We start from the raw sequence: 23,526 nt of genomic DNA, 5'->3' as shown, positions 1-23,526 counted from the left end.
TCCCCAATTAAAAAAATAAGCTTCTGAGGAAAATTTAATTCGACTCCGACCCTAATTGTTATTGTTGAAGTTTACGCTGCATTGCACTAACCTTGACTTTCGAGCCAATTAGTCCGGAGTTTAGCCATGAAAGCCCAAGGTCTTTACGATCCTTCCAATGAACACGATGCCTGTGGCGTCGGTTTCGTCGCCCACATCAAGGGCAACAAGAGTCACTCGATTGTGGAACAGGGTCTGCTGATCTTGAAGAACCTCGATCACCGGGGCGCCGTCGGCGCCGATCCGCTGATGGGCGACGGCGCCGGTATCCTGATCCAGATCCCGGACCAGTACTACCGCGACGAAATGGCCAAGCAAGGCGTGGAACTGCCGCCGCCAGGCGAATACGGCGTCGGCATGGTGTTCCTGCCGAAGGAAAACGCTTCGCGCATCGCCTGCGAACAGGAAATCGAGCGCGCCGTGCGCGCCGAAGGCCAGATCGTGCTGGGCTGGCGCAATGTGCCGGTCGACCTCGACATGCCGATGTCGCCGACCGTGCGCGCCAAAGAGCCGGTGATCCGCCAGATCTTCATCGGCCGTGGCGCCGACATCATGGTGACCGACGCGCTGGAACGTAAGCTGTACGTGATCCGCAAATCGTCGGGCCACGCCATCCAGGCGCTGAAACTGATCCACGGCAAAGAATTCTTCGTGGCCTCGCTGTCGGCCCGTACCATCGTCTACAAAGGCCTGCTGCTGGCCGACCAGGTGGGCGTGTACTATAAAGACCTGCAAGACGCGCGCTGCATCTCGGCGCTGGCGCTGGTGCACCAGCGTTTCTCGACCAACACCTTCCCGGAATGGCCGCTGGCCCACCCGTACCGCCTGCTGGCGCACAACGGCGAGATCAACACCGTCAAAGGCAACTTCAACTGGATGCGCGCCCGCGAAGGCGTGATGAAGTCGGCCGTGCTGGGCGACGACCTGCAAAAGCTGTTCCCGCTGATCTACGAAGGCCAGTCGGACACCGCCTGCTTCGACAACGCGCTGGAACTGCTGCTGATGGCAGGCTATCCGATCGCCCAGGCGATGATGATGATGGTTCCAGAGGCTTGGGAAAATCACGGCACGATGGACGACAATCGCCGTGCGTTCTACGAATATCACGCCGCCATGATGGAACCATGGGACGGCCCGGCCGCCATGGCCTTCACCGACGGCCGTTACATCGGCGGCACGCTGGACCGTAACGGTCTGCGTCCTGCACGTTACATCGTGACCGACGACGATCTGGTGGTGATGGCGTCGGAATCGGGCGTATTGCCGATTCCCGAGTCGAAAATCATCCAGAAATGGCGTCTGCAACCAGGCAAGATGTTCCTGATCGACCTGGAAGCCGGCCGCATCATCGACGACAAAGAGCTGAAAGACACCTACGCCAACGCCAAGCCGTACAAGGCATGGATCAACGCGGTGCGGATCAAGCTCAACGAAATCAAGCTGAGCGAAAGCCAGCTGGCGCACAACCGCGCCAAGGACAAGACCCCGGCCCAGGGCGAAAAAGCCGTGCCGTCGCTGCTGGACCGCCAGCAAGCCTTCGGCTACACCCAGGAAGATTTGAAATTCCTGATGGCGCCTATGGCCGCCGCCGGCGAAGAAGCCACCGGCTCGATGGGCAATGACTCGCCGCTGGCCGTCATGTCCAACAAGCTGAAGCCGCTGTACTCGTACTTCAAGCAGCTGTTCGCGCAAGTGACCAACCCGCCGATCGACCCGATCCGCGAAGCGATGGTGATGTCGCTGGTGTCGTTCATCGGTCCTAAGCCTAACCTGCTGGACACCAACAACGTCAACCCGCCGATGCGCCTCGAAGTGTCGCAGCCTATCCTGGGCTTCGACGACATGGAGCGCCTGCGCAACATCAGCCAGCACACCGGCGGCAAGTTCAAGTCCTACGAACTGGGCATCTGCTACCCGCTGGCCTGGGGCAAGGAAGGCGTTGAAGCCTGCCTGGCCTCGCTGTGCGCGGAAGCCGTCGACGCGGTCAAGTCCGGCCACAACATCCTGATCGTCTCGGACCGTTCGGTCGGCCCTGAGCGCGTGGCGATTCCAGCGCTGCTGGCCACCTCCACCATTCACCAGCACCTGGTGTCGAAAGGCCTGCGCGCCTCGACCGGCCTGGTGGTGGAAACCGGCTCGGCCCGCGAAACCCACCACTTCGCCCTGCTGGCCGGCTACGGCGCGGAAGCGATCCACCCCTACCTGGCGATGGAAACCCTGGCCGAAATGGCTGCGGGCATGCCAGGCGATATGTCGGCCGAGAAAGCCATCTACAACTTCACCAAGGCGATCGGCAAGGGCCTGATGAAGGTCATGTCCAAGATGGGCATCTCGACCTATATGTCCTACTGCGGCGCACAGATCTTCGAAGCGATCGGCCTGAACAAATCGCTGGTCGACAAGTACTTCAAGGGCACCTCGTCCAACGTGGAAGGCATCGGCGTGTTCGAAGTGGCGGAAGAAGCGCTGCGCCTGCACAACCTGGCCTTCGGCAGCGATCCCGTGCTGGAAAACCACCTGGACGCCGGCGGCGAGTACGCCTTCCGTGTGCGTGGCGAAGACCACCTGTGGACCCCGGACGCGATCGCCAAGCTGCAGCACTCGACCCGTTCGAACAACTTCTCCAGCTATAAAGAGTACGCGCAGATCATCAACGACCAGAGCAAGCGTCACCTGACCCTGCGCGGCCTGTTCGAGTTCAAGATCGATCCGACCAAGGCGATTCCGCTGGACGAAGTCGAGCCGGCCAAGGAGATCGTCAAGCGTTTCGCCACCGGCGCCATGTCGATGGGCTCGATTTCGACCGAAGCCCACGCCACGCTGGCGGTCGCCATGAACCGTATCGGCGGCAAGTCCAACACCGGTGAAGGCGGCGAAGATCCATCGCGCTACACCATGGAGCTGAAAGGCATCAAGATCAAGCAGGGCGAGACCATGGCTTCGGTCATGGGCAAAGAGCAGATGGTGGTCGATATTCCTCTGCAGGAAGGCGACTCGCTGCGCTCGCGCATCAAGCAGGTGGCATCGGGCCGTTTCGGCGTGACCGCCGCTTACCTGAACTCGGCCGACCAGATCCAGATCAAGATGGCCCAGGGCGCGAAACCTGGCGAGGGCGGCCAGTTGCCGGGCCACAAAGTGTCCGAATACATCGCAACGCTGCGCTTCTCGGTGCCGGGCGTGGGCCTGATTTCGCCGCCGCCGCACCACGATATCTACTCGATTGAAGATCTGGCGCAGCTGATCCACGATCTGAAGAACGCCAATCCGCGCGCTTCGATTTCGGTCAAGCTGGTGTCGGAAGTGGGTATCGGCACCGTGGCTGCAGGTGTGACCAAGGCCAAGGCCGACCACGTGGTGGTGGCGGGACATGACGGCGGCACCGGCGCTTCGCCGCTGTCCTCGGTCAAGCACGCCGGCACCCCTTGGGAGCTGGGCCTGGCGGAAACGCAACAGACCCTGGTGCTGAACGGCCTGCGTAGCCGTATCCGCGTCCAGGCCGACGGCCAGATGCGTACCGGCCGCGACGTGGTCATCGCCGCCATGCTGGGCGCCGACGAAATCGGCTTCGCCACCGCACCGCTGGTGGTGGAAGGCTGCATCATGATGCGTAAATGCCACCTGAACACCTGCCCGGTCGGCGTTGCCACCCAGGATCCGGTGCTGCGCGCCAAGTTCTCGGGCAAGCCTGAGTACGTGGTCAACTACTTCTTCTTCGTCGCTGAAGAAGCGCGTCAGCTGATGGCGCAACTGGGCATCCGCACCTACGACGAGCTGATCGGCCGCGTCGACCTGCTGGACAAATCCAAGGCGATTTCGCACTGGAAAGCCAAGGGTCTGGACTTCAGCAACATCTTCTACCAGCCGGAAGTACCGAACGGCGACTCCATCTATCACACGATGGAACAAGACCACGGCCTGGACAAGGCACTCGACCACAAGCTGATCGCGCAAGCCAAGGCGGCGCTGGAAAAAGGCGAGCGCGTGTCCTTCATCTCGCCGGTGAAGAACTTGAACCGCACCGTCGGCACCATGCTGTCGGGCGAAGTGGCCAAGCGCTACGGTCACGCCGGCCTGCCGGACGACACCATCCACATCCAGCTGCAAGGCACGGCCGGCCAGTCGGCATGCGCCTTCCTGGCGCACGGCATCACCATCGACCTGGTGGGCGAGGGCAACGATTACGTCGGCAAGGGCTTGTCGGGCGGCCGCATCATCGTGCGTCCGAACACCGAGTTCCGTGGCTGGGCGGTCAACAACATCATCATCGGCAACACCGTGCTGTACGGCGCGATTGCCGGCGAAGCCTTCTTCAACGGCGTGGCCGGCGAGCGTTTCGCCGTGCGTAACTCGGGCGCCACCGCCATCGTCGAAGGCACCGGCGACCACGGTTGCGAATACATGACCGGCGGCACCGTGGTGGTGCTGGGCAATACCGGCCGTAACTTCGCAGCGGGCATGTCGGGCGGTATCGCCTATGTGTACGACCCGGACGGCGATTTCGAAACGCGCTGCAACACCGCGATGGTGTCGCTGGAGCCGGTGCTGGCCGCCAAGGAACAGTCGGTCGACAGCGCCACCTTCCACGTGCAGCACAAAGAACATGGTCGCGAGGCCGATGAGGTGATCCTGAAGCGTTTGATCGAGCGTCACTTCAAGCACACCGGCAGCACGCGCGCGCGCCTGTTGCTCGATAACTGGGCTGACAGCCGCGGCAAGTTCGTGAAGGTATTCCCAAGCGAATACAAACGCGCACTGGCCGAGATGGCCGAAGACGTGGCGAACGAAGCCGCATCCGTACAGCCTATCGCTGCCTAATCAACGCCGCAGTACCGTCATTCCCGCGCAGGCGGGAATCCATGCTGAGTATGGATCCCCGCTTGCGCGGGGACGACGGCGGAACAAAAGATAACTAAGGAAATATCGTGGGTAAAATCACCGGCTTCATGGAATTCCAGCGTCAGGAAGAAGGCTATCTGCCGCCAGCGACGCGCCTGAAAAACTACGCGGAATTCGTCATTCCGCTGACCAACGAGCAAGCCAAGGTACAGGGCGCACGCTGCATGGATTGCGGCATCCCGTTCTGCAACAACGGCTGCCCGGTCAACAACATCATCCCGGACTGGAACGACCTGGTCTATCGCGGCAACTACCGCGAAGCGCTGGACACCCTGCACTCGACCAACAACTTCCCGGAATTCACCGGCCGCATCTGCCCTGCGCCGTGCGAGTCCGCCTGTACCCTGGGCATCAGCGAAGATCCGGTCGGCATCAAGTCGATCGAACACAAGATCATCGACGAAGGCTGGGAACACGGCTGGGTCATTCCCCAGCCGGCCGCCAAGCAGAGCGGCAAGAAAGTCGCCGTGGTCGGTTCCGGTCCTGCCGGCCTGGCAGCGGCCCAGCAGCTGGCGCGCGCCGGCCATGCCGTCACCGTGTTTGAAAAGTCGGACCGCGTCGGCGGCCTGCTGCGCTACGGCATTCCAGACTTCAAGATGGAAAAGTCGCACATCGACCGTCGCGTCAAGCAGATGGAAGCCGAAGGCGTGGTGTTCCGCACCAGCGTGTTGATCGGCAAGGACTTCCCGGCCAACGTCAACAACTGGGCCAAGGAAACCATCTTCCCTGAAGACTTGCAAAAAGACTACGACGCCGTGGTGCTGGCCGGCGGTTCCGAATCGCCGCGCGACCTGCCGGTGCCGGGCCGCGAGCTCAAAGGCGTGCATTTCGCCATGGACTTCCTGCCGCAGCAAAACAAGGTCAACGCCGGCGACAAGCTGAAAGACCAGATCAAAGCCACCGGCAAGCACGTGGTGGTGATCGGCGGCGGCGATACCGGTTCCGACTGCGTGGGCACCTCCAACCGTCACGGCGCCGCCTCGGTGACCCAGTTCGAACTGATGCCTATGCCGCCGGAGCAAGAGAACAAGCCGCTGGTCTGGCCTTACTGGCCGACCAAGCTGCGCACCTCGTCCTCGCACGAAGAAGGTTGCGAGCGCGACTGGGCGGTGGCCACCAAGCGCCTGGAAGGCAAGGGCGGCAAGGTCGAGAAGCTGATCGCCTGCCGCGTGGAATGGAAAGACGGCAAGATGGCCGAAGTGCCGAACTCGGAATTCGAAATGAAAGCCGACCTGGTGTTCCTGGCCATGGGCTTCGTGTCGCCGGTCGCCACCATCCTGGACGCTTTCGCGGTCGAGAAAGATGCACGCGGCAACGCCAAGGCCACCACGGATGGCGAAGGCTGCTACAAGACTTCCGCAGCCAAGGTCTTTGCCGCCGGCGACATGCGCCGTGGCCAGTCCCTGGTGGTGTGGGCGATCCGCGAAGGCCGCCAGTGCGCGCGCGCGGTCGATGAGTTCCTGATGGGCAGTTCCGAGCTGCCACGCTAAGCTAGCGCGGCAATCGGGCACGGCCCGGCTTCCCTGCCGGATATGGATGGGCGATCCCCAACCGTATCCGGTTTTTTTGCGGTTTGCGATGCTGCATCGCACAAATGTAACAATTAGTGCCTGGTATAAATTGCTGACTTTGGGTTCAGTAGTGTTGTATTATCTGCCACTTAGCCGGGCCTTCGAGGGGCCTGCCAGCAGAGATTGCCCTTTCTGCACTACAATACGGCATTCCAAAAAATGAGTTCAGTCGTGGCTAATTTAGTCGAAATCCGTGATTTACACTTCACCTATGGCAAGCGCGCGATCCTGTCCGGCTTGAACATGGAGTTCCCACGTGGGAAAGTGATTGCGATCATGGGTGGCTCCGGTAGCGGCAAGACCACCGTGTTGCGCCTGATCGGCGGCCAATTGCGTCCGCAAAAAGGCCGTGTCCAGGTGCAGGGCCAGATCGTCCACAAGCTCAATACCGCCGGCTTGTATCTGTTGCGTCGCAAAATGGGCATGCTGTTCCAGCATGGCGCCCTGTTCACCGATTTGACCGTGTTTGAAAACGTCGCCTTCCCGCTGCGCGAGCATACCGACCTGTCGGAAGAGCTGATCCGCAATCTGGTGCTGATGAAGCTGCAGGCCGTGGGCCTGCGCAACGCCGCCAAGTTGAAGCCCGGAGAAATCTCCGGCGGCATGGCGCGCCGCGTGGCGCTGGCCCGTTCGATCGCGCTGGACCCGGAACTGATCATGTATGACGAGCCGTTCGCCGGCCTGGACCCGATCTCGATGGGCGTCACCGCCAACCTGATCCGCAACCTGAATTCGGCGCTCGGTTCGACCACGGTGTTGGTGTCGCACGACGTCAAGGAAAGCTTCGCCATCGCCGACTACGTGTATTTCCTGTCGCAAGGCAAAATCGTCGCGAGCGGCACGCCGGCCGAGATGCTGGTGTCGACCGATCCGTATGTGAAGCAATTCGTCAACGCGGAAGCGGACGGCCCGGTGCCGTTCCACTACCCAGGCAAGTCCCTGGCCGATGACCTGGGCCTTGGAGTGCAAGTATGAGTGTAAAGAATTGGTTGTCCAGCCTGGGCGCGCCGCTGCGCGATTATGTGGAAAGCATCGGCCTCGGCGCGCGCACCTTCGTCACCATGCTGGGCCTGTCGCCCGGCCTGCTGAAGCGTCCGCGCCTGTTGGTCGAGCAGCTGCATTTCATCGGCAATTACTCGATGCTGATCATCACCCTGTCCGGCCTGTTCGTCGGCATGGTGCTGGGCCTGCAGGGTTATTACACGCTCAACAAATACGGCGCCGAGCAATCGCTGGGCCTGCTGGTGGCGCTGGGCCTGACCCGCGAACTGGGGCCGGTGATCACCGCGCTGCTGTTCGCCGGCCGCGCCGGCACCTCGCTGACCGCTGAAATCGGCCTGATGAAGGCCGGCGAGCAGCTGTCGGCCATGGAAATGATGGCCGTCAATCCGATCCAGCGCGTGCTGGCGCCGCGCTTCTGGGCCGGCGCGCTGTCGGTGCCGCTGCTGGCGTCGGTGTTCAGCGCCGTGGGCGTGCTGGGCGGCTGGCTGGTGGGCGTGCAGCTGATCGGCATCGACGACGGCGCCTTCTGGTCGCAGATGCAAGGCGGCGTGGATATCTGGAAGGATATCTTCAACGGCTTCGCCAAGAGCGTGGTGTTCGGCATCGCCATTACCTTCATCGCCCTGTACCAGGGCTACGAAGCGCAACCGACCCCGGAAGATGTGGCCCGCGCCACCACCCGCACGGTCGTGATTTCATCGCTGATGATCTGGTGGCTGGACTTCATGATGACGGCGCTGATGTTCAGCAAATAAAAGATTAAGAAACTGAGGAATAATTATGCAACGCAAATCTCTGGATGTCTGGGTCGGTCTGTTCATCGTGGTCGGCGTGGCCGCACTGATGTTCCTGGCGCTCAAGGCCGGCAATATGGGCGCGCTGTCCTTCGGCAAAACCTATGCGATCACCGCCAAGTTCGACAACATCGGCAGCCTGCGCGCGCAGGCGGCGGTCAAGGCTTCCGGCGTGGTGGTCGGCCGTGTGGGAGAGATCAAGTTTGATGACAAGAGCTATCAGGCGCTGGTAACCTTGAATATGGAAGAGAATTACAAATTCCCTAAAGACAGCTCGGCCAAGATCTTGACCGCCGGCCTGCTGGGCGAACAGTACGTCGGCATCGAAGCCGGCGGCGACACCAACAACCTGGCCGCTGGCGACAAGATCGCCCGCACCCAGTCGGCAGCCGTGCTGGAGGACCTGATCAATCAGTTCATCTATAGCAAGGCCGCAGAAGGAAAGGACGAGAAATGATCCGTACCGCAGGCCACACCACCGTATTCCGCCAAGCCGCGCTGGCGCTGGGCGTCACCGTCATGCTGGCTGGCTGCGCCACCGGCCCGAACCCGCGCGACCCGTACGAGGGCTTCAACCGCGCCATGTTCGAGTTCAACGACACGGTCGACACCTATGCCCTGAAGCCGGTGGCCACCGCCTACAAGACCGTCACCCCGCAATTCGTGCAGACCGGCGTCGGCAATTTCTTCGGCAACCTGGGTGACGCCTGGACCGCCATCAATAACTTGCTGCAAGGTAATGGCGAAGCCGGCATGTCGGACGTCGCCCGCTTTGCGCTGAATTCGACCCTGGGCGTGGTCGGCCTGTTCGACATCGCGACCGAAGCCGGCCTGCCGAAACACAAGGAAGACTTCGGCCAGACCCTGGGCGTGTGGGGTGTGTCGTCCGGCCCGTACGTGGTGCTGCCGCTGCTGGGCCCGTCGACCGTGCGTGACACGGTGGCGCTGCCGGCTGATATCGCCGGCGACATCTGGCGCTACAAGGAGCCGACCTACGTGCGCAACATCGGCACCGCCCTGCGCATCGTCGACACCCGCGCCGGCCTGCTGGACGCGTCGAGCCTGTTCGAGGACGCCGCGCTGGACCGCTATGAATTCCTGCGCGACGGCTATCTGCAGCGCCGCGAAAGCCAGATCCACCCGGACGGCGACGGTCCATCGAGCAAGCCTAAGAAAGATGACAGCGCAGAAACTTCGGCACCCGTGTCATCCGAATCGCCGGCAAAAGAGTTAAACTCCGGCACACCGGCTGCAAAACCTGACAGCCAGTGAACCGAAGAACCACTCATAAGGCTAGAACCAGATGAAATTGATTAAACAACTTATCGCTTTAGCAACCGTCGCCCTGGCGTTCAACGCCCATGCCGCCGCCCCCGCCAACGAGGCGCCGGACGTGCTGGTCAAGCGCATCAGCCAGGACGTGATCGATACGGCCAAGGCCGACAAGTCCATCCAGGCCGGCGACACCAAGAAGGTCATCGACCTGGTCGAAACCAAGATCCTGCCCTACGTCGACTTCCAGCGCATGACGTCGCTGGCCGCCGGCCGCTTCTGGCGCGACGCCACGCCTGAGCAGCAGAAGGCCCTGACCGAACAGTTCCGTTCGCTGCTGGTGTTCACCTACTCGGGCGCGCTGTCGCAGATCAAGAACGAAACCGTGGAATTCAAGCCGCTGCGCGCCGATCCGGCCGACACCGAAGTGGAAGTGCGTTCCCAGGTCAACATGAGCCGTGGCGAACCGATCCCGCTGAACTACCGCGTCGCCAAGGGTGCGCAAGGCTGGAAGATCTATGACATCAACGTGCTGGGCGCGTGGCTGGTCGAGACCTACAAGGGCACCTTCGCCTCCGAGATCAACAAGGGCGGCATCGACGGCCTGATCAAGGCGCTGACCGAGAAGAACAAGAAACTCGCCAGCAAGCCACTGAACACGAAAGCACCGAAGTAAATCATGAACGCCGTTACCGAACCCATCGACAACCTGCAGTCGCTCACGTCCCTGACCGTGCTCAACGCCACTGCGGCGCTGGAACGCGGCCTTGCCGCCCTCAAGGCCGGCCAGACCGTGTTCGACCTGCGCCATGTGTTGACGGTGGATTCGGTGGCGGTGTCGGTGATGCTGGCGTGGCAACGCGCCGCGCAGGGCGCCGGCGTCCAGCTGCAGCTGAAGAACCTGCCGCCGGCGCTGCAAAGCCTGACCAAGCTGTACGGCGTGTGCTCGCTGCTGTTCCCGTCCGACGTCAAGCTCGACCAGGACGGCGCCGCGCCACGCATCGCCGGCCACGACGAATTCGCGCCGGTCAAGGCGCCGGAATCGTTCTTCACCAAGAAAACCGCAGTTGCCGGCGACTCCGCCGAGCATCATTGACCTCTGCCCCACCCCGCCGCCCAGCTGTAAATCCCCGGTCCGGCTCGGACCGCCTGAATTTCCCCTATAATTGAACGTTGCCGCAGCCCTAGCGCCGCGGCCTCCCGCAGCACCGTCCCGCGCGCCGCGCCGGGCGCCGCAACCTTATAGATAAGTCAAGAATGACAGCGATCCAAATTAGCAATGTCGAGAAGCGCTACAAGTCGCTCCAGGCGCTGGGCGGCGTCTCCCTCTCCATTGAAGAGGGCGAGTTCTTCGGCCTGCTGGGGCCGAACGGCGCCGGCAAGACCACCCTGATTTCCATCATCGCCGGCCTGATTCGCCCGGATGCGGGCACAGTCAAGATCCACGGCCACGACGTCGTCAGCGATTTCCGCGCCGCGCGCAAGGCGCTGGGCGTGGTGCCGCAGGAACTGGTGTTCGATCCCTTCTTCACGGTGCGCGAAACGCTGCGCCTGCAGTCCGGCTATTTCGGCCTGAAGAACAACGACGCCTGGATCGACGAAGTGATGCACAACCTCGACCTGACCAACAAGGCCGACACCAATATGCGCGCCCTGTCCGGCGGCATGAAGCGCCGCGTGCTGGTGGCGCAGGCGCTGGTGCACAAGCCGCCCGTGATCGTGCTCGACGAGCCGACCGCCGGCGTCGACGTCGAACTGCGCCAGACGCTGTGGAAATTCATCTCGCGCCTGAACCGCGAAGGCCACACCGTGGTGCTGACCACCCACTACCTGGAAGAAGCGCAGGCCATGTGCAAGCGCGTGGCCATGCTCAAGCTGGGCCAGGTGGTGGCGCTCGATTCCATGGCCTCGCTGATCCGCCGCATCTCCGGCTCGCAGCTGATCGTCAACATGACGCACGGCGACCTGCCGGAAGACATGCAGTCGCTGGTCACGCATCCGGAAACCTCGGAGCACGGCAAGAAGTACAGCCTGCGCATCAACGAATACGCCGAAGTCGAACAGATACTGAAACGCCTGCGCGAATCGGGCGCCATCATCGACGAAATGCAATTGCAACAAGCGGATCTGGAAGATATCTTCTTGCAGATCATGGACAAGGGTACCGTATGAACGTCATTTCCGCCGGCTTCCGCACCCTGGTCTTCAAGGAGACCCTGCGCTTCTGGAAAGTCGCCACGCAAACCATCGGCGCACCGATCCTGACGGCCATGCTGTACCTGCTGATCTTCGGCCATGTGCTGGAAGGCCGCGTCAACGTCTACGAGGGCGTGAACTACACCTCGTTCCTGATTCCGGGCCTGGTGATGATGAGCGTGTTGCAGAACGCCTTCGCCAACTCGTCGTCCTCGCTGATCCAGTCCAAGATCACCGGCAACCTGGTGTTCGTGCTGCTGACGCCCTTGTCGCACTGGGAAATCTTCTCGGCCTACGTGATCGCCGCCATGGTGCGCGGCATCGTGGTCGGCTGCGGCGTGTTCTTCGTCACCGCCTGGTTCGCCCACCTGTCGTTTGCGGCGCCGCTGTGGATTATCGTGTTCGCGCTGCTGGGCGCCGCCATCCTCGGCACCATGGGCCTGATCGCCGGCATCTGGGCCGAGAAGTTCGACCAGCTGGCCGCCTTCCAGAACTTCCTGATCGTGCCGCTGACCTTCCTCGCCGGCGTGTTCTACTCGATCCACTCGCTGCCGCCGGTATGGCAGGCGGTATCGCATTTGAATCCGTTCTTCTACATGATCGACGGCTTCCGTTACGGCTTCTTCGGCCAGTCCGACGTCAACCCGCTGATGAGCGTGGCCATAGTTTCGGCCTTCCTCGTGGTGCTGGCGTTCCTGGCGATTCGTTTGCTGCGCAGCGGTTATCGCTTGCGTCATTAATTTAGGACTTATCATGGCTACTACTCCAGAACTCATCCACGGCTACATCTCGGCCGGCCTCGAATGCACCCACCTCGAAGTGGAGGGCGACGGCCAGCACTTCCAGGCCATTATTGTGTCGCCTGCGTTCGCGGGCAAGCGCCCGATCCAGCGCCACCAGCTAGTGTACGCCGCGCTGGGCGACCGCATGCGTGAAGAGATCCACGCGCTGTCGATGAAAACCCTCACCCCTGAAGAATATCAAGGATAAGCATGGACAAGCTTCTGATTCAAGGCGGTAACCGCCTGCAAGGCGACATCACCATCTCGGGCGCGAAGAACGCGGCCCTGCCTATCCTGTGCGCGGGCCTGCTGACCGCCGGCGACGTCGAGCTGTCCAACGTGCCGCACCTGCACGACGTCTCCACGATCCTGAAGCTGCTGGGCCAGACCGGCCTGAAAGTCACGCAGGACGGCGACAAGGTCACCCTCAACGGCAGCGCCATCGACAAGCTGGAAGCGCCGTATGAACTGGTGAAGACCATGCGCGCTTCGATCCTGGTGCTGGGTCCACTGCTGGCGCGCTTCGGCGAAGCCAAGGTCTCGCTGCCGGGCGGCTGCGCCATCGGTTCGCGTCCGGTCGACCAGCACATCAAGGGCCTGCAGGCGCTGGGCGCCGACATCACCGTTGAAGGCGGCTACATCTACGCCAAGTGCGCCAAGCTGAAAGGCGCGCGCATCGTCACCGACATGATCACCGTCACCGGCACCGAGAACCTGCTGATGGCGGCGACCCTGGCCGAAGGCGAGACCGTGCTGGAAAACGCCGCCTGCGAACCGGAAGTGACCGACCTGGCCAACCTGCTGGTGGCCATGGGCGCCAAGATCGAAGGTATCGGCACCAACCGCCTGGTCATTCAAGGCGTCGCCGAACTGCATGGCGCCAAGCACGCCGTGATCTCGGACCGCATCGAAGCGGCGACCTTCCTGTGCGCCGTGGCGGCCACCGGCGGCGACATCACCATCCGCAACACGCGCGTCGACATCATGGACGCCGCGCTGGACAAGCTGCGCGAGATCGGCCTGCAGCTGACCATCGGCGACAACTGGATCCGCGCGCAGATGGACAAGCGTCCGACTCCCGTGACCTTCCGCACCACCGAATACCCTGGCTTCCCGACCGACATGCAAGCGCAGTTCATGGCGGTGAACACCATCGCCACCGGCGCCAGCCGCGTGACGGAAACCATTTTTGAAAACCGCTTCATGCACGTCCAGGAGATGAACCGCCTGGGCGCGCAAATTGAAACCGATGGCAACACCGCCTTTATCAAAGGCGTGGAACAGCTGGTTGGCGCGCCCGTGATGGCGACCGACCTGCGTGCCTCCGCTTCGCTGGTGATCGCCGGCCTGGCAGCGCGCGGTGAAACCCTGATCGACCGCATCTATCACCTGGACCGCGGCTACGACCAGATGGAAGTCAAACTCTCCGCCGTAGGCGCCAACATCCAGCGAATCAAATAAACACCATGAGTGCATTCCAAGCCGACTCCCAGCAGCTGATTCTTGCGCTGTCGAAGGGCCGCATTTTCGACGACACCTTGCCGCTGCTCGAAGCAGCGGGCATTACCGTCACCGAGAATCCGGAAACTTCGCGCAAGCTGATCCTGCCCACCAACGACCCTAATGTGCGCGTGCTGATCGTGCGCGCCACCGACGTGCCGACCTACGTGCAGCATGGCGCGGCGGACTTCGGCGTGGCCGGCAAGGATGTGCTGATGGAGCATGGCGGCGAAGGACTGTACCAGCCGATCGACCTGCATATCGCCGAATGCCGCATGTCGGTCGCGGTGCGCAACGGTTTCGATTACGAAACCGCCGTGCGCCAGGGCGCGCGCCTGCGCGTGGCCACCAAGTTCGTCGAGACCGCGCGTGCGCACTTCGCCAAGAAGGGCGTGCACGTCGACTTGATCAAGCTGTATGGCTCGATGGAGCTGGCGCCGCTGGTCGGCCTGTCGGATGCGATTGTCGACGTGGTCAGCACCGGCGGCACGCTGCGTGCCAACGACTTGAAAGAAGTCGAGGCCATCATGGATATTTCGTCGCGCCTGATCGTGAACCAGGCCGCGCTGAAGATGAAACGCGAGCGCCTGCAACCGATTATCGAAGCATTTGAACGCGCATCCAAAAAATGATTACCAAGCTCGATTCCAGCCAGGCCGATTTCAAGCAACGCCTGGACACCCTGCTGGCCTTTGAAGCCAGCACCGACGACGCCATCGAAAGCGCCGTCGCCGGCATCCTCGCCGACGTGAAGAAACGCGGCGACGCCGCCGTGCTTGAATACACCAACCGCTTCGATCGTCTGCCGAACGGCGGCGCCGCCAGCATGGCCGCGCTGGATGTCCCGCAGGAAGAACTGCAAGCCGCACTGGCCGCGATTCCCGAAGCCCAGCGCAAAGCGCTGGAAGTGGCGGCGCACCGCGTGCGCGTGTTCCACGAACGCCAGAAGCAGGAACTGAACGGCTTCACCTACACCGAGGCCGATGGCACGGTGCTGGGCCAGCGCGTCACGCCGCTGGACCGCGTCGGCATCTACGTCCCTGGCGGCAAGGCCGCCTATCCGTCGTCGGTGCTGATGAACGCGATTCCGGCGCACGTCGCCGGCGTGGAAGAAATCATCATGGTGGTGCCAACGCCGGACGGCGTGAAGAATCAGATGGTGTTTGCTGCCGCCGCGATTGCCGGCGTGACCCGCGTGATCACCATCGGCGGCGCGCAGGCCGTGGCCGCGCTGGCGCACGGCACCGAGACTATCCAGGCGGTCGACAAGATCGTCGGCCCAGGCAACGCCTATGTGGCATCGGCCAAGCGCCGCGTGTTCGGCACCGTCGGCATCGACATGATCGCCGGTCCGTCGGAAATCCTGATCGTCTGCGACGGCACCACCGATCCGGACTGGGTCGCCATGGACCTGTTCTCGCAAGCGGAGCACGACGAGCTGGCGCAAGCCATCCTGCTGTGCCCCGACGCCGACTACATCGCCAAGGTGGAAGCCAGCATAGAAAAGCTACTGCCCCAGATGCCCCGCCAGGAAGTGATCCGCACCTCGCTGGCCGATCGCGGTGCGCTGATCAAGGTGCGCGACATGGACGAAGCCTGCGCCATCGCCAACAGCATCGCCGCCGAGCACCTGGAAATCTCCGCCGCCGAGCCGCAGCAATGGGCCGACAAGATCCGCCACGCCGGCGCCATGTTCCTCGGCCGCTTCTCGTCCGAGTCGCTGGGCGACTACTGCTGCGGTCCGAACCACGTGCTGCCGACTTCGCGCACCGCGCGCTTCTCGTCGCCGCTGGGCGTGTACGATTTCCAGAAACGTTCGTCGATCATTTACGTCAGCGAAGCCGGCGCGCAAACGCTGGGCAAGGTCGCGGCGGAACTGGCCTACGGCGAAGGTCTGCAGGCGCACGCCCGCAGCGCGGAGCTGCGCCTTAAATGACGGATACGTGGATCAATCAGGTCTTCTGTGAGGATGCGCTGGCCGGCCTGGCGCGCATCCCGGATGGTTCCATCGATCTGATTCTGACCGATCCGCCGTATAACCTCGGCAAGGACTACGGCAACGCCTCGGACCAGCAGACGGTAGACGAATACCTGCGCTGGACCGAGCAGTGGATAGACGCCGCCCTGCCCAAGCTGAAGCCGAACGGCAGCTTGTACATCTTTTTGACCTGGCGGTTTTCGCCGGAGATTTTCGTCATGCTGAAAAAGCGCATGATGATGATGAACGAAATTATCTGGGACCGCCGCGTGCCGTCCATGGGCGGCAGCGTGCGCAGCTTCTCGTCGGTGCACGACACCATCGGTTTCTTCGTGCGCCGCAAGGATTACTACTTCGACCTCGACGCCGTGCGCATTCCCTACGACGCCGAAACCAAGAAGGCCCGTTCGCGCTCGATCTTCATCGGCGCCAAGTGGCTGGAAGTGGGCTACAACCCGAAAGACCTGTGGAGCGTGTCGCGCCTGCACCGCGAGCATCCGGAGCGCGCCGACCATCCGACGCAAAAGCCGCTGGAGATCATCGAGCGCATGGTCAAGGCCTCGTGCCCGCCGGACGGCGTGGTGCTCGACCTGTTCATGGGCAGCGGCACCACGGCGATCGCCGCCAAGCGTAGCGGCCGCAATTACGTCGGCTTCGAGCTGAATCCGGAATACTGCGCCATCATCGCCGAACGCCTGGCGATGCCCGAAGTGCCGGCGCCGCCGCCGAAGAAACCCAAGAAACCCCGAAGTACCGTCAACTCATAGGAGCCCAAGTAAGATGTCCCCCATCGAATCGCTGGTTAACAACACCATCCGTCCCGACGTCAAAGCCGTAGCAAGCTATCACGTTGCCGATGCGAGTGGTTACCTGAAACTGGACGCGATGGAGAACCCTTACCACCTGCCGCATCATCTGCGGGAGGAGCTGGGCCAGCGCCTGGCCGACGTGGCGCTGAACCGCTACCCGGCCGCCGCCTACAGCACCATCAAACAGCGCATCAAGGACAAGCTGGGCGTGCCGGCCGGTTATGACGTCATCCTCGGCAACGGCTCGGATGAGCTGATCTCCATCCTGTGCATGGCCTGCGCCATGCAGGACCGCCGCGCCGTGGTGGTGGCGCCGACGCCGTCGTTCGTGATGTACCAGCGCTCTGCGCAATTCGCCGGCATGGACTACGTCGGCGTGCCGCTGAAAGCCGACCTGACGCTGGACCTGCCGGCCATGCTGGCCGCCATCGCCGCACACAAGCCGGCGCTGGTGTTCCTGTCCTACCCGAACAACCCGACCGGCAACCTGTTCGCCGATGACGACATCGTCGCCATCATCAAGGCGCTCGATGGCTTCGGCCTGGCCGTGGTGGACGAGGCCTACGAGCCGTTCGCCCAGCAGACCTTCATGCACCGCCTGCCTGAATTCGCCAATCTGGTGGTGATGCGCACCGTATCGAAGCTGGGACTGGCCGGCATCCGCCTCGGCTACATGTCGGCGGCGCCGCAATTGCTGGTGGAATTCGACAAAGTGCGGCCTCCTTACAACATCAACGTACTGACCCAGGTTGCGGCCGAATTCGCGCTCGACCATGTGGAGGTGCTGAACCAACAGGCGGCCGCATTGCGCGCCGCACGCGCCGATCTGACGGCAGCATTGGCCCGTATCCCGGGCGTGGAAGTTTTTCCGTCAGCGGCGAATTTTATCTTGATTCGCGTACCGAATTCCGACGATGCAAACGCGAAACTGCTGGCCCACAAGGTTTTAGTTAAAAATGTGAGTAAAATGCATAGTGTGCTGGCGAATTGCCTTCGCATTACCGTGAGCACCCCGGAAGAAAATTCCACCTTCCTCGATGCCTTCGCCGCATCGCAGGAAGCCTGACACCATCGCGAGCTTTTCATGAACCGCACCGCAGAAATCATCCGCAACACCAACGAGACGCAAGTCCGCGTTTCCATCAACCTGGACGGCACCGGCAAACAGAAGCTGAATACCGGCGTGCCTTTCCTCGACCATATGCTGGACCAGATCGCCCGCCACGGCCTGTTCGACCTGGAAGTCGAAGCCACCGGCGATATCCACATCGACAACCACCACACGGTGGAAGACGTCGGCATCACGCTGGGCATGGCGGTGGCCAAGGCCATCGGCGACCGCAAGGGCATCGTGCGCTACGGCCATTCCTACGTGCCGCTGGACGAGGCGCTGTCGCGCGTCGTGCTCGATTACTCGGGCCGCCCAGGCATCGAATATCACATCCCGTTCACGCGCGCCATGATCGGCACCTTCGACGTCGACCTGACGCTGGAATTCTTCCGCGGCTTCGTCAACCACGCGCTGGTGACCCTGCATATCGACAACCTGCGCGGCACCAACGCCCACCACCAGTGCGAAACCGTGTTCAAGGCCTTCGGCCGCGCGCTGCGCATGGCGTCCGAGCTGGACCCGCGCGCCGCCGGCACGATTCCATCGACCAAGGGCACTCTGTAAAAATTCACCATGAAAAAAATCGTAGTAGTTGATTACGGCATGGGTAATCTGCGCTCGGTCGCGCAGGCCCTGCGCGCCGTGGCGCCGGAAGCCAATGTGCTGATTTCGGGCGAAGTGGCCGACATCCAGTCGGCCGACCGCATCGTGCTGCCCGGCCAGGGCGCCATGCCGGACTGCATGCGCAGCCTGCGCGAATCCGGCGTGCAGGAAGCGCTGCTGGAAGCGTCGCGCAGCAAGCCGCTGATGGGTGTGTGCATCGGCGAGCAGATGCTGTTCGACGGTAGCGAGGAAGGCAATGCCGCCGGCCTGGGCCTGTTGCCCGGCAAGGTGGTGCGCTTCCAGTTGGACGGCCAGCTGCAGGAAGACGGTTCGCGCTTCAAAGTACCGCAAATGGGCTGGAACCAAGTGAAGCAAACGGCGTCTCATCCGATGTGGCAGGATATTCCGGACAACGCCTATTTCTACTTCGTGCACAGCTATTTTGCCCAGCCGGAACAGGCCGCCCACACGGTCGGTCAAACTGTCTACGGTGCGGCGTTCAGTTGCGCCGTCGCGCGTGATAATATTTTTGCTACCCAGTTCCATCCGGAGAAAAGCGCCGCGACCGGACTGCAGTTGTACAAGAACTTTGTCCACTGGAACCCTTGATTTCTCTTTTCTAATCTAACCGACACCATCATGCTGCTCATTCCTGCCATCGACCTCAAAGACGGTCACTGCGTTCGCCTGAAACAAGGCGACATGGAACTCGCCACCGTATTTTCCGAAGATCCGGCCGAGATGGCCCTGCATTGGCTGAAGCAAGGCGCGCGCCGCCTGCACCTGGTCGACCTGAACGGCGCCTTCGCCGGCAAGCCGAAGAACGAGGCGGCCATCAAGTCCATCCTGCAAGCCGTGCAAGACTATGCGGAAGAAAACGACCTGGACGAGATCCCGGTGCAACTGGGCGGCGGCATCCGCGACCTCGACACCATCGAGCGCTACCTCGACGCCGGCATCACCTACGTCATCATCGGCACCGCCGCCGTGAAAGAGCCTGGCTTCCTGCATGACGCCTGCGGCGCCTTCCCTGGCCACATCATCGTCGGCCTGGACGCCAAGGACGGCAAGGTTGCCACCGACGGCTGGAGCAAGATGTCCGGCCACGAAGTGATCGACCTGGCCAAGAAGTTCGAAGCCTACGGCGTGGAATCGATCATCTACACCGACATCGGCCGCGACGGCATGATGGGCGGCGTGAATATCGACGCCACGGTCAAGCTGGCGCAAGCGGTCAAGATCCCGGTGATCGCCTCCGGCGGCCTGCACAACCTGGCCGACGTCGAAGCCCTGTGCGCGGTGCAGGATGAAGGCATCGAAGGCGTGATCTGCGGCCGTTCGATTTACGAAGGCACCATCGATCTGGCCTCGGCGCAATTGCGTGCCGACGAGTTGAGCGGTGACCTGATCGAGGAAGAAGACGAATAACATGCTCGCTAAACGCATCATCCCCTGCCTCGACGTGACCGATGGCCGCGTCGTCAAAGGCGTCAACTTCACCGAGCTGCGCGACGCCGGCGACCCGGTGGAAATCGCCCGCCGCTACGACGAGCAGGGCGCCGATGAGCTGACCTTCCTCGACATCACCGCCACCAGCGACAATCGCGGGCTGATCCTGGACATCATCGAGGCCGTCGCTTCGCAGGTATTCATTCCGCTGACGGTGGGCGGCGGCGTGCGTGAAGTGGCCGATGTACGTCGCCTGCTCAACGCCGGCGCGGACAAGGTCAGCATGAATTCCTCGGCGGTGTCGAATCCGCAGCTGGTGTACGACGCTTCGCAGAAGCACGGTTCGCAGTGCATCGTGGTGGCGATCGACGCCAAGCAGGTCTCGCCCGGCAAGTGGGAAGTATTTACCCACGGCGGCCGCAAGGCCACCGGCATCGACGCCATCGAATGGGCCAAGAAGATGGAACAGCTGGGCGCCGGTGAAATCCTGCTGACCAGCATGGACCGCGACGGCACCAAGTCCGGCTTCGACCTGGGTCTGACGCGCGGCGTGTCCGACGCCATCAACATTCCGGTGATCGCCTCCGGCGGTGTCGGCGGCCTGCAGGACCTGGCCGACGGCGTCAAGCTGGGCAAGGCCGATGCGGTACTGGCGGCCAGCATTTTCCACTACGGCCAGCACACGGTGCAGGAAGCCAAGCGTTTCATGGCACAACAGGGCATTCCGATGCGCCTGGACTAAGAGAACAGCATGACAACGATGAATACCCCCGGCATCCAGCCGAAAGCCGCATGGCTGAAGAAAATCAAATGGGATGAGCACGGCCTGGTGCCGGTCATCGCGCAGGAGGCCGGCAGCAACGACGTGCTGATGTTCGCCTGGATGAACCGCGAAGCCCTGGCCAAGACGGTCGAGCTGGGCGAGGCCGTCTACTGGAGCCGTTCGCGCAAGAAGCTGTGGCACAAGGGCGAAGAGTCCGGCCACGTGCAGAAGGTGCTGGAAATCCGCCTCGACTGCGACGAAGACGTGGTGCTGATGAAAATCGAGCAGGCCGGCGGCATCGCCTGCCATACCGGCCGCCATTCCTGCTTCTTCCAGAAGTTCGAAGGCGATGCCAACGAAGGCGACTGGCAGAGCACCGAGCCGGTGCTGAAAGATCCCACCGATATCTACAAGGCAGGCAAATGAGCACCATACTTGACCGCCTGGCCGACGTGATCGAAGCGCGCAAGCCGGCCAACGGCGGCGATCCCGCCGCCTCCTACACCGCCAAGCTGTTCGCCAAGGGCGACGACGCCATCCTGAAAAAGATCGGCGAGGAAGCCACAGAGACCGTGATGGCCGCCAAGGATGCACGCGCCGGCGGCGACAGCGGCAAAGTCTTGTACGAAGTGGCCGACTTGTGGTTCCATACGCTGGTGCTGCTGGCCCAGTTCGACCTCAAGCCGCAGCAAGTGCTTGATGAACTGGCACGCCGCGAAGGCGTGTCCGGCATCGAGGAAAAAGCTTCCCGTAAAGAATAATCGGAGTCCCTAGTGGAAAACTGCATTTTTTGCAAAATCGCCGCAAAGAAAATCCCTTCGACCACGGTCTATGAGGACGAGGATCTGCTGGCGTTCAAGGACATCAACCCGGCTGCGCCGGTGCATCTGTTGCTGATCCCGAAGAAACATTTCGCCACCCTGCAGGACGCGGCCGGCGAGCCTGCGCTGCTGGGCAAGATGCTGGCGCTGGCGCCCCGCCTGGCGGCGGAATTCGGCTGCGCGGTCGGCGCCGAGGCCGACGGCACGCCGACCGCCGGTTTCAAGACCCTGATCAACAGTGGGCCGGACGGCGGACAAGAGGTGTACCATTTGCACGTGCACGTGATCGGCGGCGCGCATCCATGGCGCGGCCAGCGCTGAATCGGCGCTCAATCCGCCCCTGGGCGACTACATTTACCGTAGGCACTGCGCTTCGCTTATACTGTTGCAGCAGTTTTTTGGAATCAACGAATAATCTTGGGCGCATGCGCTCTGCAAGGGGAATATGATGGGTTCTTTTAGTATTTGGCACTGGCTGATCGTTCTGGTGGTGGTGATGCTGGTTTTCGGCACCAAGAAACTCGGCAACATGGGTTCGGACATCGGTAAAGCCGTCAAGGGCTTCAAGGACGGCATCAAGGGTGACGAGGACAAGCCGGCCGCGCCTGCCGCGCCAAGCACCATTGATGTCGACGCGAAAGAAAAGAAGTAAGTAGCGCCTGCTTATGATCGATCTCGGTCTTACCAAACTAGCTGTCATCGGCGTGGTCGCGCTGATCGTCATCGGTCCTGAAAAGCTGCCCAAGGTGGCGCGCATGGCCGGGACGCTGTACGGCCGCGCCCAGCGCTACCTGAACGAAGTGAAGACCGAAGTCTCGCGCGAGATTGAACTGGAAGAACTGCGCAACCTGAAGAAGGAAGTGCAGGACGCCGCCCAGAACATCAAGTCGGACGTGGAGAACTCGATTTCGCAGAACATGGCCGAGGTCGAGAGCGCCTTCAGCGATCCGGCGCTCTCCGATACCTCATCGTCGGCGTATGACCATCACGGCTCGTTCAGCAACGTCACTGCGGACGACCTGGCGCGCAAGGCGCGCGAGTTCCGCCGCAAGAAACTGGTGCGCAACTCGGCCATTCCCAACTGGTACAAGCAGCGCCACGGCGGCAAGCAGCACGTGACCTCGGGCGCGGCGCGGGTGGCCCGCTTCCGGCCGCGCAGCTCCTCCAATAGCTCCTTCTATTAAATGACGACATCTAATCCGGGCGAAGAGACCTTTATCTCTCACCTGATCGAACTGCGCGACCGCCTGGTCAAGGCGTCGATCGGCATTGCGCTGGTCTGCATCGGCCTGATGATCTGGCCGGGGCCTTCGCACATCTACGACATCATCGCCGAGCCGATGATCCGTTCGTTGCCGGTGGGCTCGAAGATGATCGCCACCGGCGTGATTTCGCCGTTCCTGGTGCCGATGAAGGTGACCCTGGTGATCGCCATCATCCTGTCGCTGCCGTGGGTGCTGTACCAGCTGTGGGCCTTCGTGGCGCCGGGCTTGTATGCGCATGAGAAGCGCCTGATCGCGCCGCTGGTGATTTCGTCGTCGCTGCTGTTCATGGCGGGCGTGGCGTTCTGCTACTTCCTGGTGTTCGGCCGCGTGTTCCAGTTCATCGCCGAGTTTTCGCCGCAGTCGATCGCGGTGACGCCGGACATTGAGAACTATCTCGATTTTGTGATGTCGATGTGCCTGGCGTTCGGCGCGACCTTCGAAGTGCCGGTGGTGGTGGTGATCCTGGTGCGCATGGGCCTGGTGAGCGTGGCCAAGCTGAAGGAGATCCGTCCTTACGCCGTGGTCGGCGCCTTCGTGATTGCCGCGATTGTCACGCCGCCCGATGCGGTCAGCATGTTCTCGCTGGCGATTCCGATGTGCCTGCTGTTCGAACTGGGCCTGCTGGTGGCCCCGTTGTTTGTACGCATCTCCACTGCGCCGGAAGAAAACGCCTGA

General features: G+C 62.2%; 26 protein-coding genes. All 26 read left to right on the top strand.

Going from position 1 to position 23,526, the window contains the following annotated elements; genetic code table 11:
* Positions 1-126: 126 nt before the first annotated feature.
* The 26 genes from ACXZ1M_RS12800 (at position 127) to tatC (ending at position 23,526) form a co-directional block, all read left to right on the top strand.
* Positions 127-4,854, top strand: coding sequence for a glutamate synthase-related protein (locus tag ACXZ1M_RS12800; RefSeq protein ID WP_459053526.1), 4,728 nt, complete (start codon positions 127-129; stop codon positions 4,852-4,854).
* Positions 4,855-4,961: 107 nt separating this feature from the next.
* Entirely contained in the window at positions 4,962-6,425 is a 1,464-nt protein-coding gene (locus ACXZ1M_RS12795) for a glutamate synthase subunit beta (RefSeq protein ID WP_459053525.1), read from the top strand.
* 252 nt (positions 6,426-6,677) lie between these two features.
* Positions 6,678-7,481: an ABC transporter ATP-binding protein gene (locus tag ACXZ1M_RS12790; protein ID WP_459053524.1), complete on the top strand. Its 804-nt coding sequence runs from the start codon at positions 6,678-6,680 to the stop codon at positions 7,479-7,481.
* Positions 7,478-8,263 carry a lipid asymmetry maintenance ABC transporter permease subunit MlaE gene (mlaE, locus tag ACXZ1M_RS12785; RefSeq protein WP_373989651.1) on the top strand — a complete coding sequence of 262 codons (786 nt, stop codon included), beginning with the start codon at positions 7,478-7,480 and terminating at the stop codon, positions 8,261-8,263. Before ACXZ1M_RS12790 ends, mlaE begins: the two co-directional genes overlap by 4 nt.
* A 25-nt stretch (positions 8,264-8,288) precedes the next feature.
* The gene (gene mlaD / locus ACXZ1M_RS12780; protein ID WP_459053523.1) at positions 8,289-8,759 is read left to right on the top strand and encodes an outer membrane lipid asymmetry maintenance protein MlaD; all 471 of its coding nucleotides are present in this window, start codon (positions 8,289-8,291) and stop codon (positions 8,757-8,759) included.
* Positions 8,756-9,574: an MlaA family lipoprotein gene (locus ACXZ1M_RS12775; RefSeq protein WP_459053522.1), complete on the top strand. Its 819-nt coding sequence runs from the start codon at positions 8,756-8,758 to the stop codon at positions 9,572-9,574. The genes mlaD and ACXZ1M_RS12775 overlap by 4 nt, the downstream gene beginning before the upstream one ends.
* Before the next feature lie 31 nt (positions 9,575-9,605).
* Positions 9,606-10,250, top strand: a complete 645-nt coding sequence (locus ACXZ1M_RS12770; RefSeq protein ID WP_459053521.1) for an MlaC/ttg2D family ABC transporter substrate-binding protein — start codon at positions 9,606-9,608, stop codon at positions 10,248-10,250.
* Between the two features lie 3 nt (positions 10,251-10,253).
* The gene (locus tag ACXZ1M_RS12765; protein ID WP_459053520.1) at positions 10,254-10,670 is read left to right on the top strand and encodes an STAS domain-containing protein; all 417 of its coding nucleotides are present in this window, start codon (positions 10,254-10,256) and stop codon (positions 10,668-10,670) included.
* A gap of 161 nt (positions 10,671-10,831) precedes the next feature.
* The gene (locus tag ACXZ1M_RS12760; RefSeq protein WP_459053519.1) at positions 10,832-11,746 is read left to right on the top strand and encodes an ABC transporter ATP-binding protein; all 915 of its coding nucleotides are present in this window, start codon (positions 10,832-10,834) and stop codon (positions 11,744-11,746) included.
* Complete coding sequence (locus tag ACXZ1M_RS12755) at positions 11,743-12,510, top strand: ABC transporter permease (RefSeq protein ID WP_459053518.1); 768 nt, start codon at positions 11,743-11,745, stop codon at positions 12,508-12,510. The genes ACXZ1M_RS12760 and ACXZ1M_RS12755 overlap by 4 nt, the downstream gene beginning before the upstream one ends.
* A gap of 13 nt (positions 12,511-12,523) precedes the next feature.
* Positions 12,524-12,760, top strand: coding sequence for a BolA family protein (locus ACXZ1M_RS12750; RefSeq protein ID WP_459053517.1), 237 nt, complete (start codon positions 12,524-12,526; stop codon positions 12,758-12,760).
* A gap of 2 nt (positions 12,761-12,762) precedes the next feature.
* Entirely contained in the window at positions 12,763-14,013 is a 1,251-nt protein-coding gene (gene murA, locus ACXZ1M_RS12745) for a UDP-N-acetylglucosamine 1-carboxyvinyltransferase (RefSeq protein WP_459053516.1), read from the top strand.
* A 5-nt stretch (positions 14,014-14,018) separates the two neighbouring features.
* Positions 14,019-14,684, top strand: a complete 666-nt coding sequence (hisG, locus tag ACXZ1M_RS12740; protein WP_459053515.1) for an ATP phosphoribosyltransferase — start codon at positions 14,019-14,021, stop codon at positions 14,682-14,684.
* Positions 14,681-15,988: a histidinol dehydrogenase gene (hisD, locus tag ACXZ1M_RS12735; protein ID WP_459053514.1), complete on the top strand. Its 1,308-nt coding sequence runs from the start codon at positions 14,681-14,683 to the stop codon at positions 15,986-15,988. The genes hisG and hisD overlap by 4 nt, the downstream gene beginning before the upstream one ends.
* Positions 15,985-16,797: a DNA-methyltransferase gene (locus ACXZ1M_RS12730; RefSeq protein WP_459053513.1), complete on the top strand. Its 813-nt coding sequence runs from the start codon at positions 15,985-15,987 to the stop codon at positions 16,795-16,797. Before hisD ends, ACXZ1M_RS12730 begins: the two co-directional genes overlap by 4 nt.
* A 13-nt stretch (positions 16,798-16,810) precedes the next feature.
* On the top strand, positions 16,811-17,905 hold the full coding sequence (gene hisC / locus ACXZ1M_RS12725; protein WP_459053512.1) for a histidinol-phosphate transaminase: 1,095 nt from the start codon (positions 16,811-16,813) through the stop codon (positions 17,903-17,905).
* 18 nt (positions 17,906-17,923) lie between these two features.
* On the top strand, positions 17,924-18,514 hold the full coding sequence (gene hisB / locus ACXZ1M_RS12720) for an imidazoleglycerol-phosphate dehydratase HisB (protein WP_090190670.1): 591 nt from the start codon (positions 17,924-17,926) through the stop codon (positions 18,512-18,514).
* A 9-nt stretch (positions 18,515-18,523) separates the two neighbouring features.
* Entirely contained in the window at positions 18,524-19,162 is a 639-nt protein-coding gene (gene hisH, locus ACXZ1M_RS12715) for an imidazole glycerol phosphate synthase subunit HisH (protein WP_459053511.1), read from the top strand.
* A gap of 30 nt (positions 19,163-19,192) precedes the next feature.
* Complete coding sequence (gene hisA, locus ACXZ1M_RS12710; protein ID WP_459053510.1) at positions 19,193-19,981, top strand: 1-(5-phosphoribosyl)-5-[(5-phosphoribosylamino)methylideneamino]imidazole-4-carboxamide isomerase; 789 nt, start codon at positions 19,193-19,195, stop codon at positions 19,979-19,981.
* Position 19,982: 1 nt separating this feature from the next.
* A complete protein-coding gene (gene hisF, locus ACXZ1M_RS12705; RefSeq protein WP_459053509.1) occupies positions 19,983-20,744 on the top strand; it encodes an imidazole glycerol phosphate synthase subunit HisF in 762 nt (253 codons plus the stop codon).
* A gap of 18 nt (positions 20,745-20,762) precedes the next feature.
* Positions 20,763-21,191, top strand: a complete 429-nt coding sequence (gene hisI / locus ACXZ1M_RS12700; RefSeq protein WP_373992195.1) for a phosphoribosyl-AMP cyclohydrolase — start codon at positions 20,763-20,765, stop codon at positions 21,189-21,191.
* On the top strand, positions 21,188-21,526 hold the full coding sequence (locus ACXZ1M_RS12695) for a phosphoribosyl-ATP diphosphatase (RefSeq protein WP_459053508.1): 339 nt from the start codon (positions 21,188-21,190) through the stop codon (positions 21,524-21,526). The genes hisI and ACXZ1M_RS12695 overlap by 4 nt, the downstream gene beginning before the upstream one ends.
* A gap of 12 nt (positions 21,527-21,538) precedes the next feature.
* Positions 21,539-21,907: a histidine triad nucleotide-binding protein gene (locus tag ACXZ1M_RS12690; RefSeq protein WP_459053507.1), complete on the top strand. Its 369-nt coding sequence runs from the start codon at positions 21,539-21,541 to the stop codon at positions 21,905-21,907.
* 127 nt (positions 21,908-22,034) lie between these two features.
* Positions 22,035-22,238, top strand: coding sequence for a Sec-independent protein translocase subunit TatA (gene tatA / locus ACXZ1M_RS12685; RefSeq protein ID WP_459054006.1), 204 nt, complete (start codon positions 22,035-22,037; stop codon positions 22,236-22,238).
* Positions 22,239-22,251: 13 nt separating this feature from the next.
* Positions 22,252-22,770 carry a Sec-independent protein translocase protein TatB gene (gene tatB, locus ACXZ1M_RS12680; protein WP_459053506.1) on the top strand — a complete coding sequence of 173 codons (519 nt, stop codon included), beginning with the start codon at positions 22,252-22,254 and terminating at the stop codon, positions 22,768-22,770.
* The gene (gene tatC, locus ACXZ1M_RS12675; protein WP_459053505.1) at positions 22,771-23,526 is read left to right on the top strand and encodes a twin-arginine translocase subunit TatC; all 756 of its coding nucleotides are present in this window, start codon (positions 22,771-22,773) and stop codon (positions 23,524-23,526) included.

The organism is Duganella paludis (genome assembly GCF_054461335.1).
The sequence above is the reverse complement of the archived record's forward strand: the minus strand, read 5'-3'. Positions and strand labels throughout refer to the sequence as shown.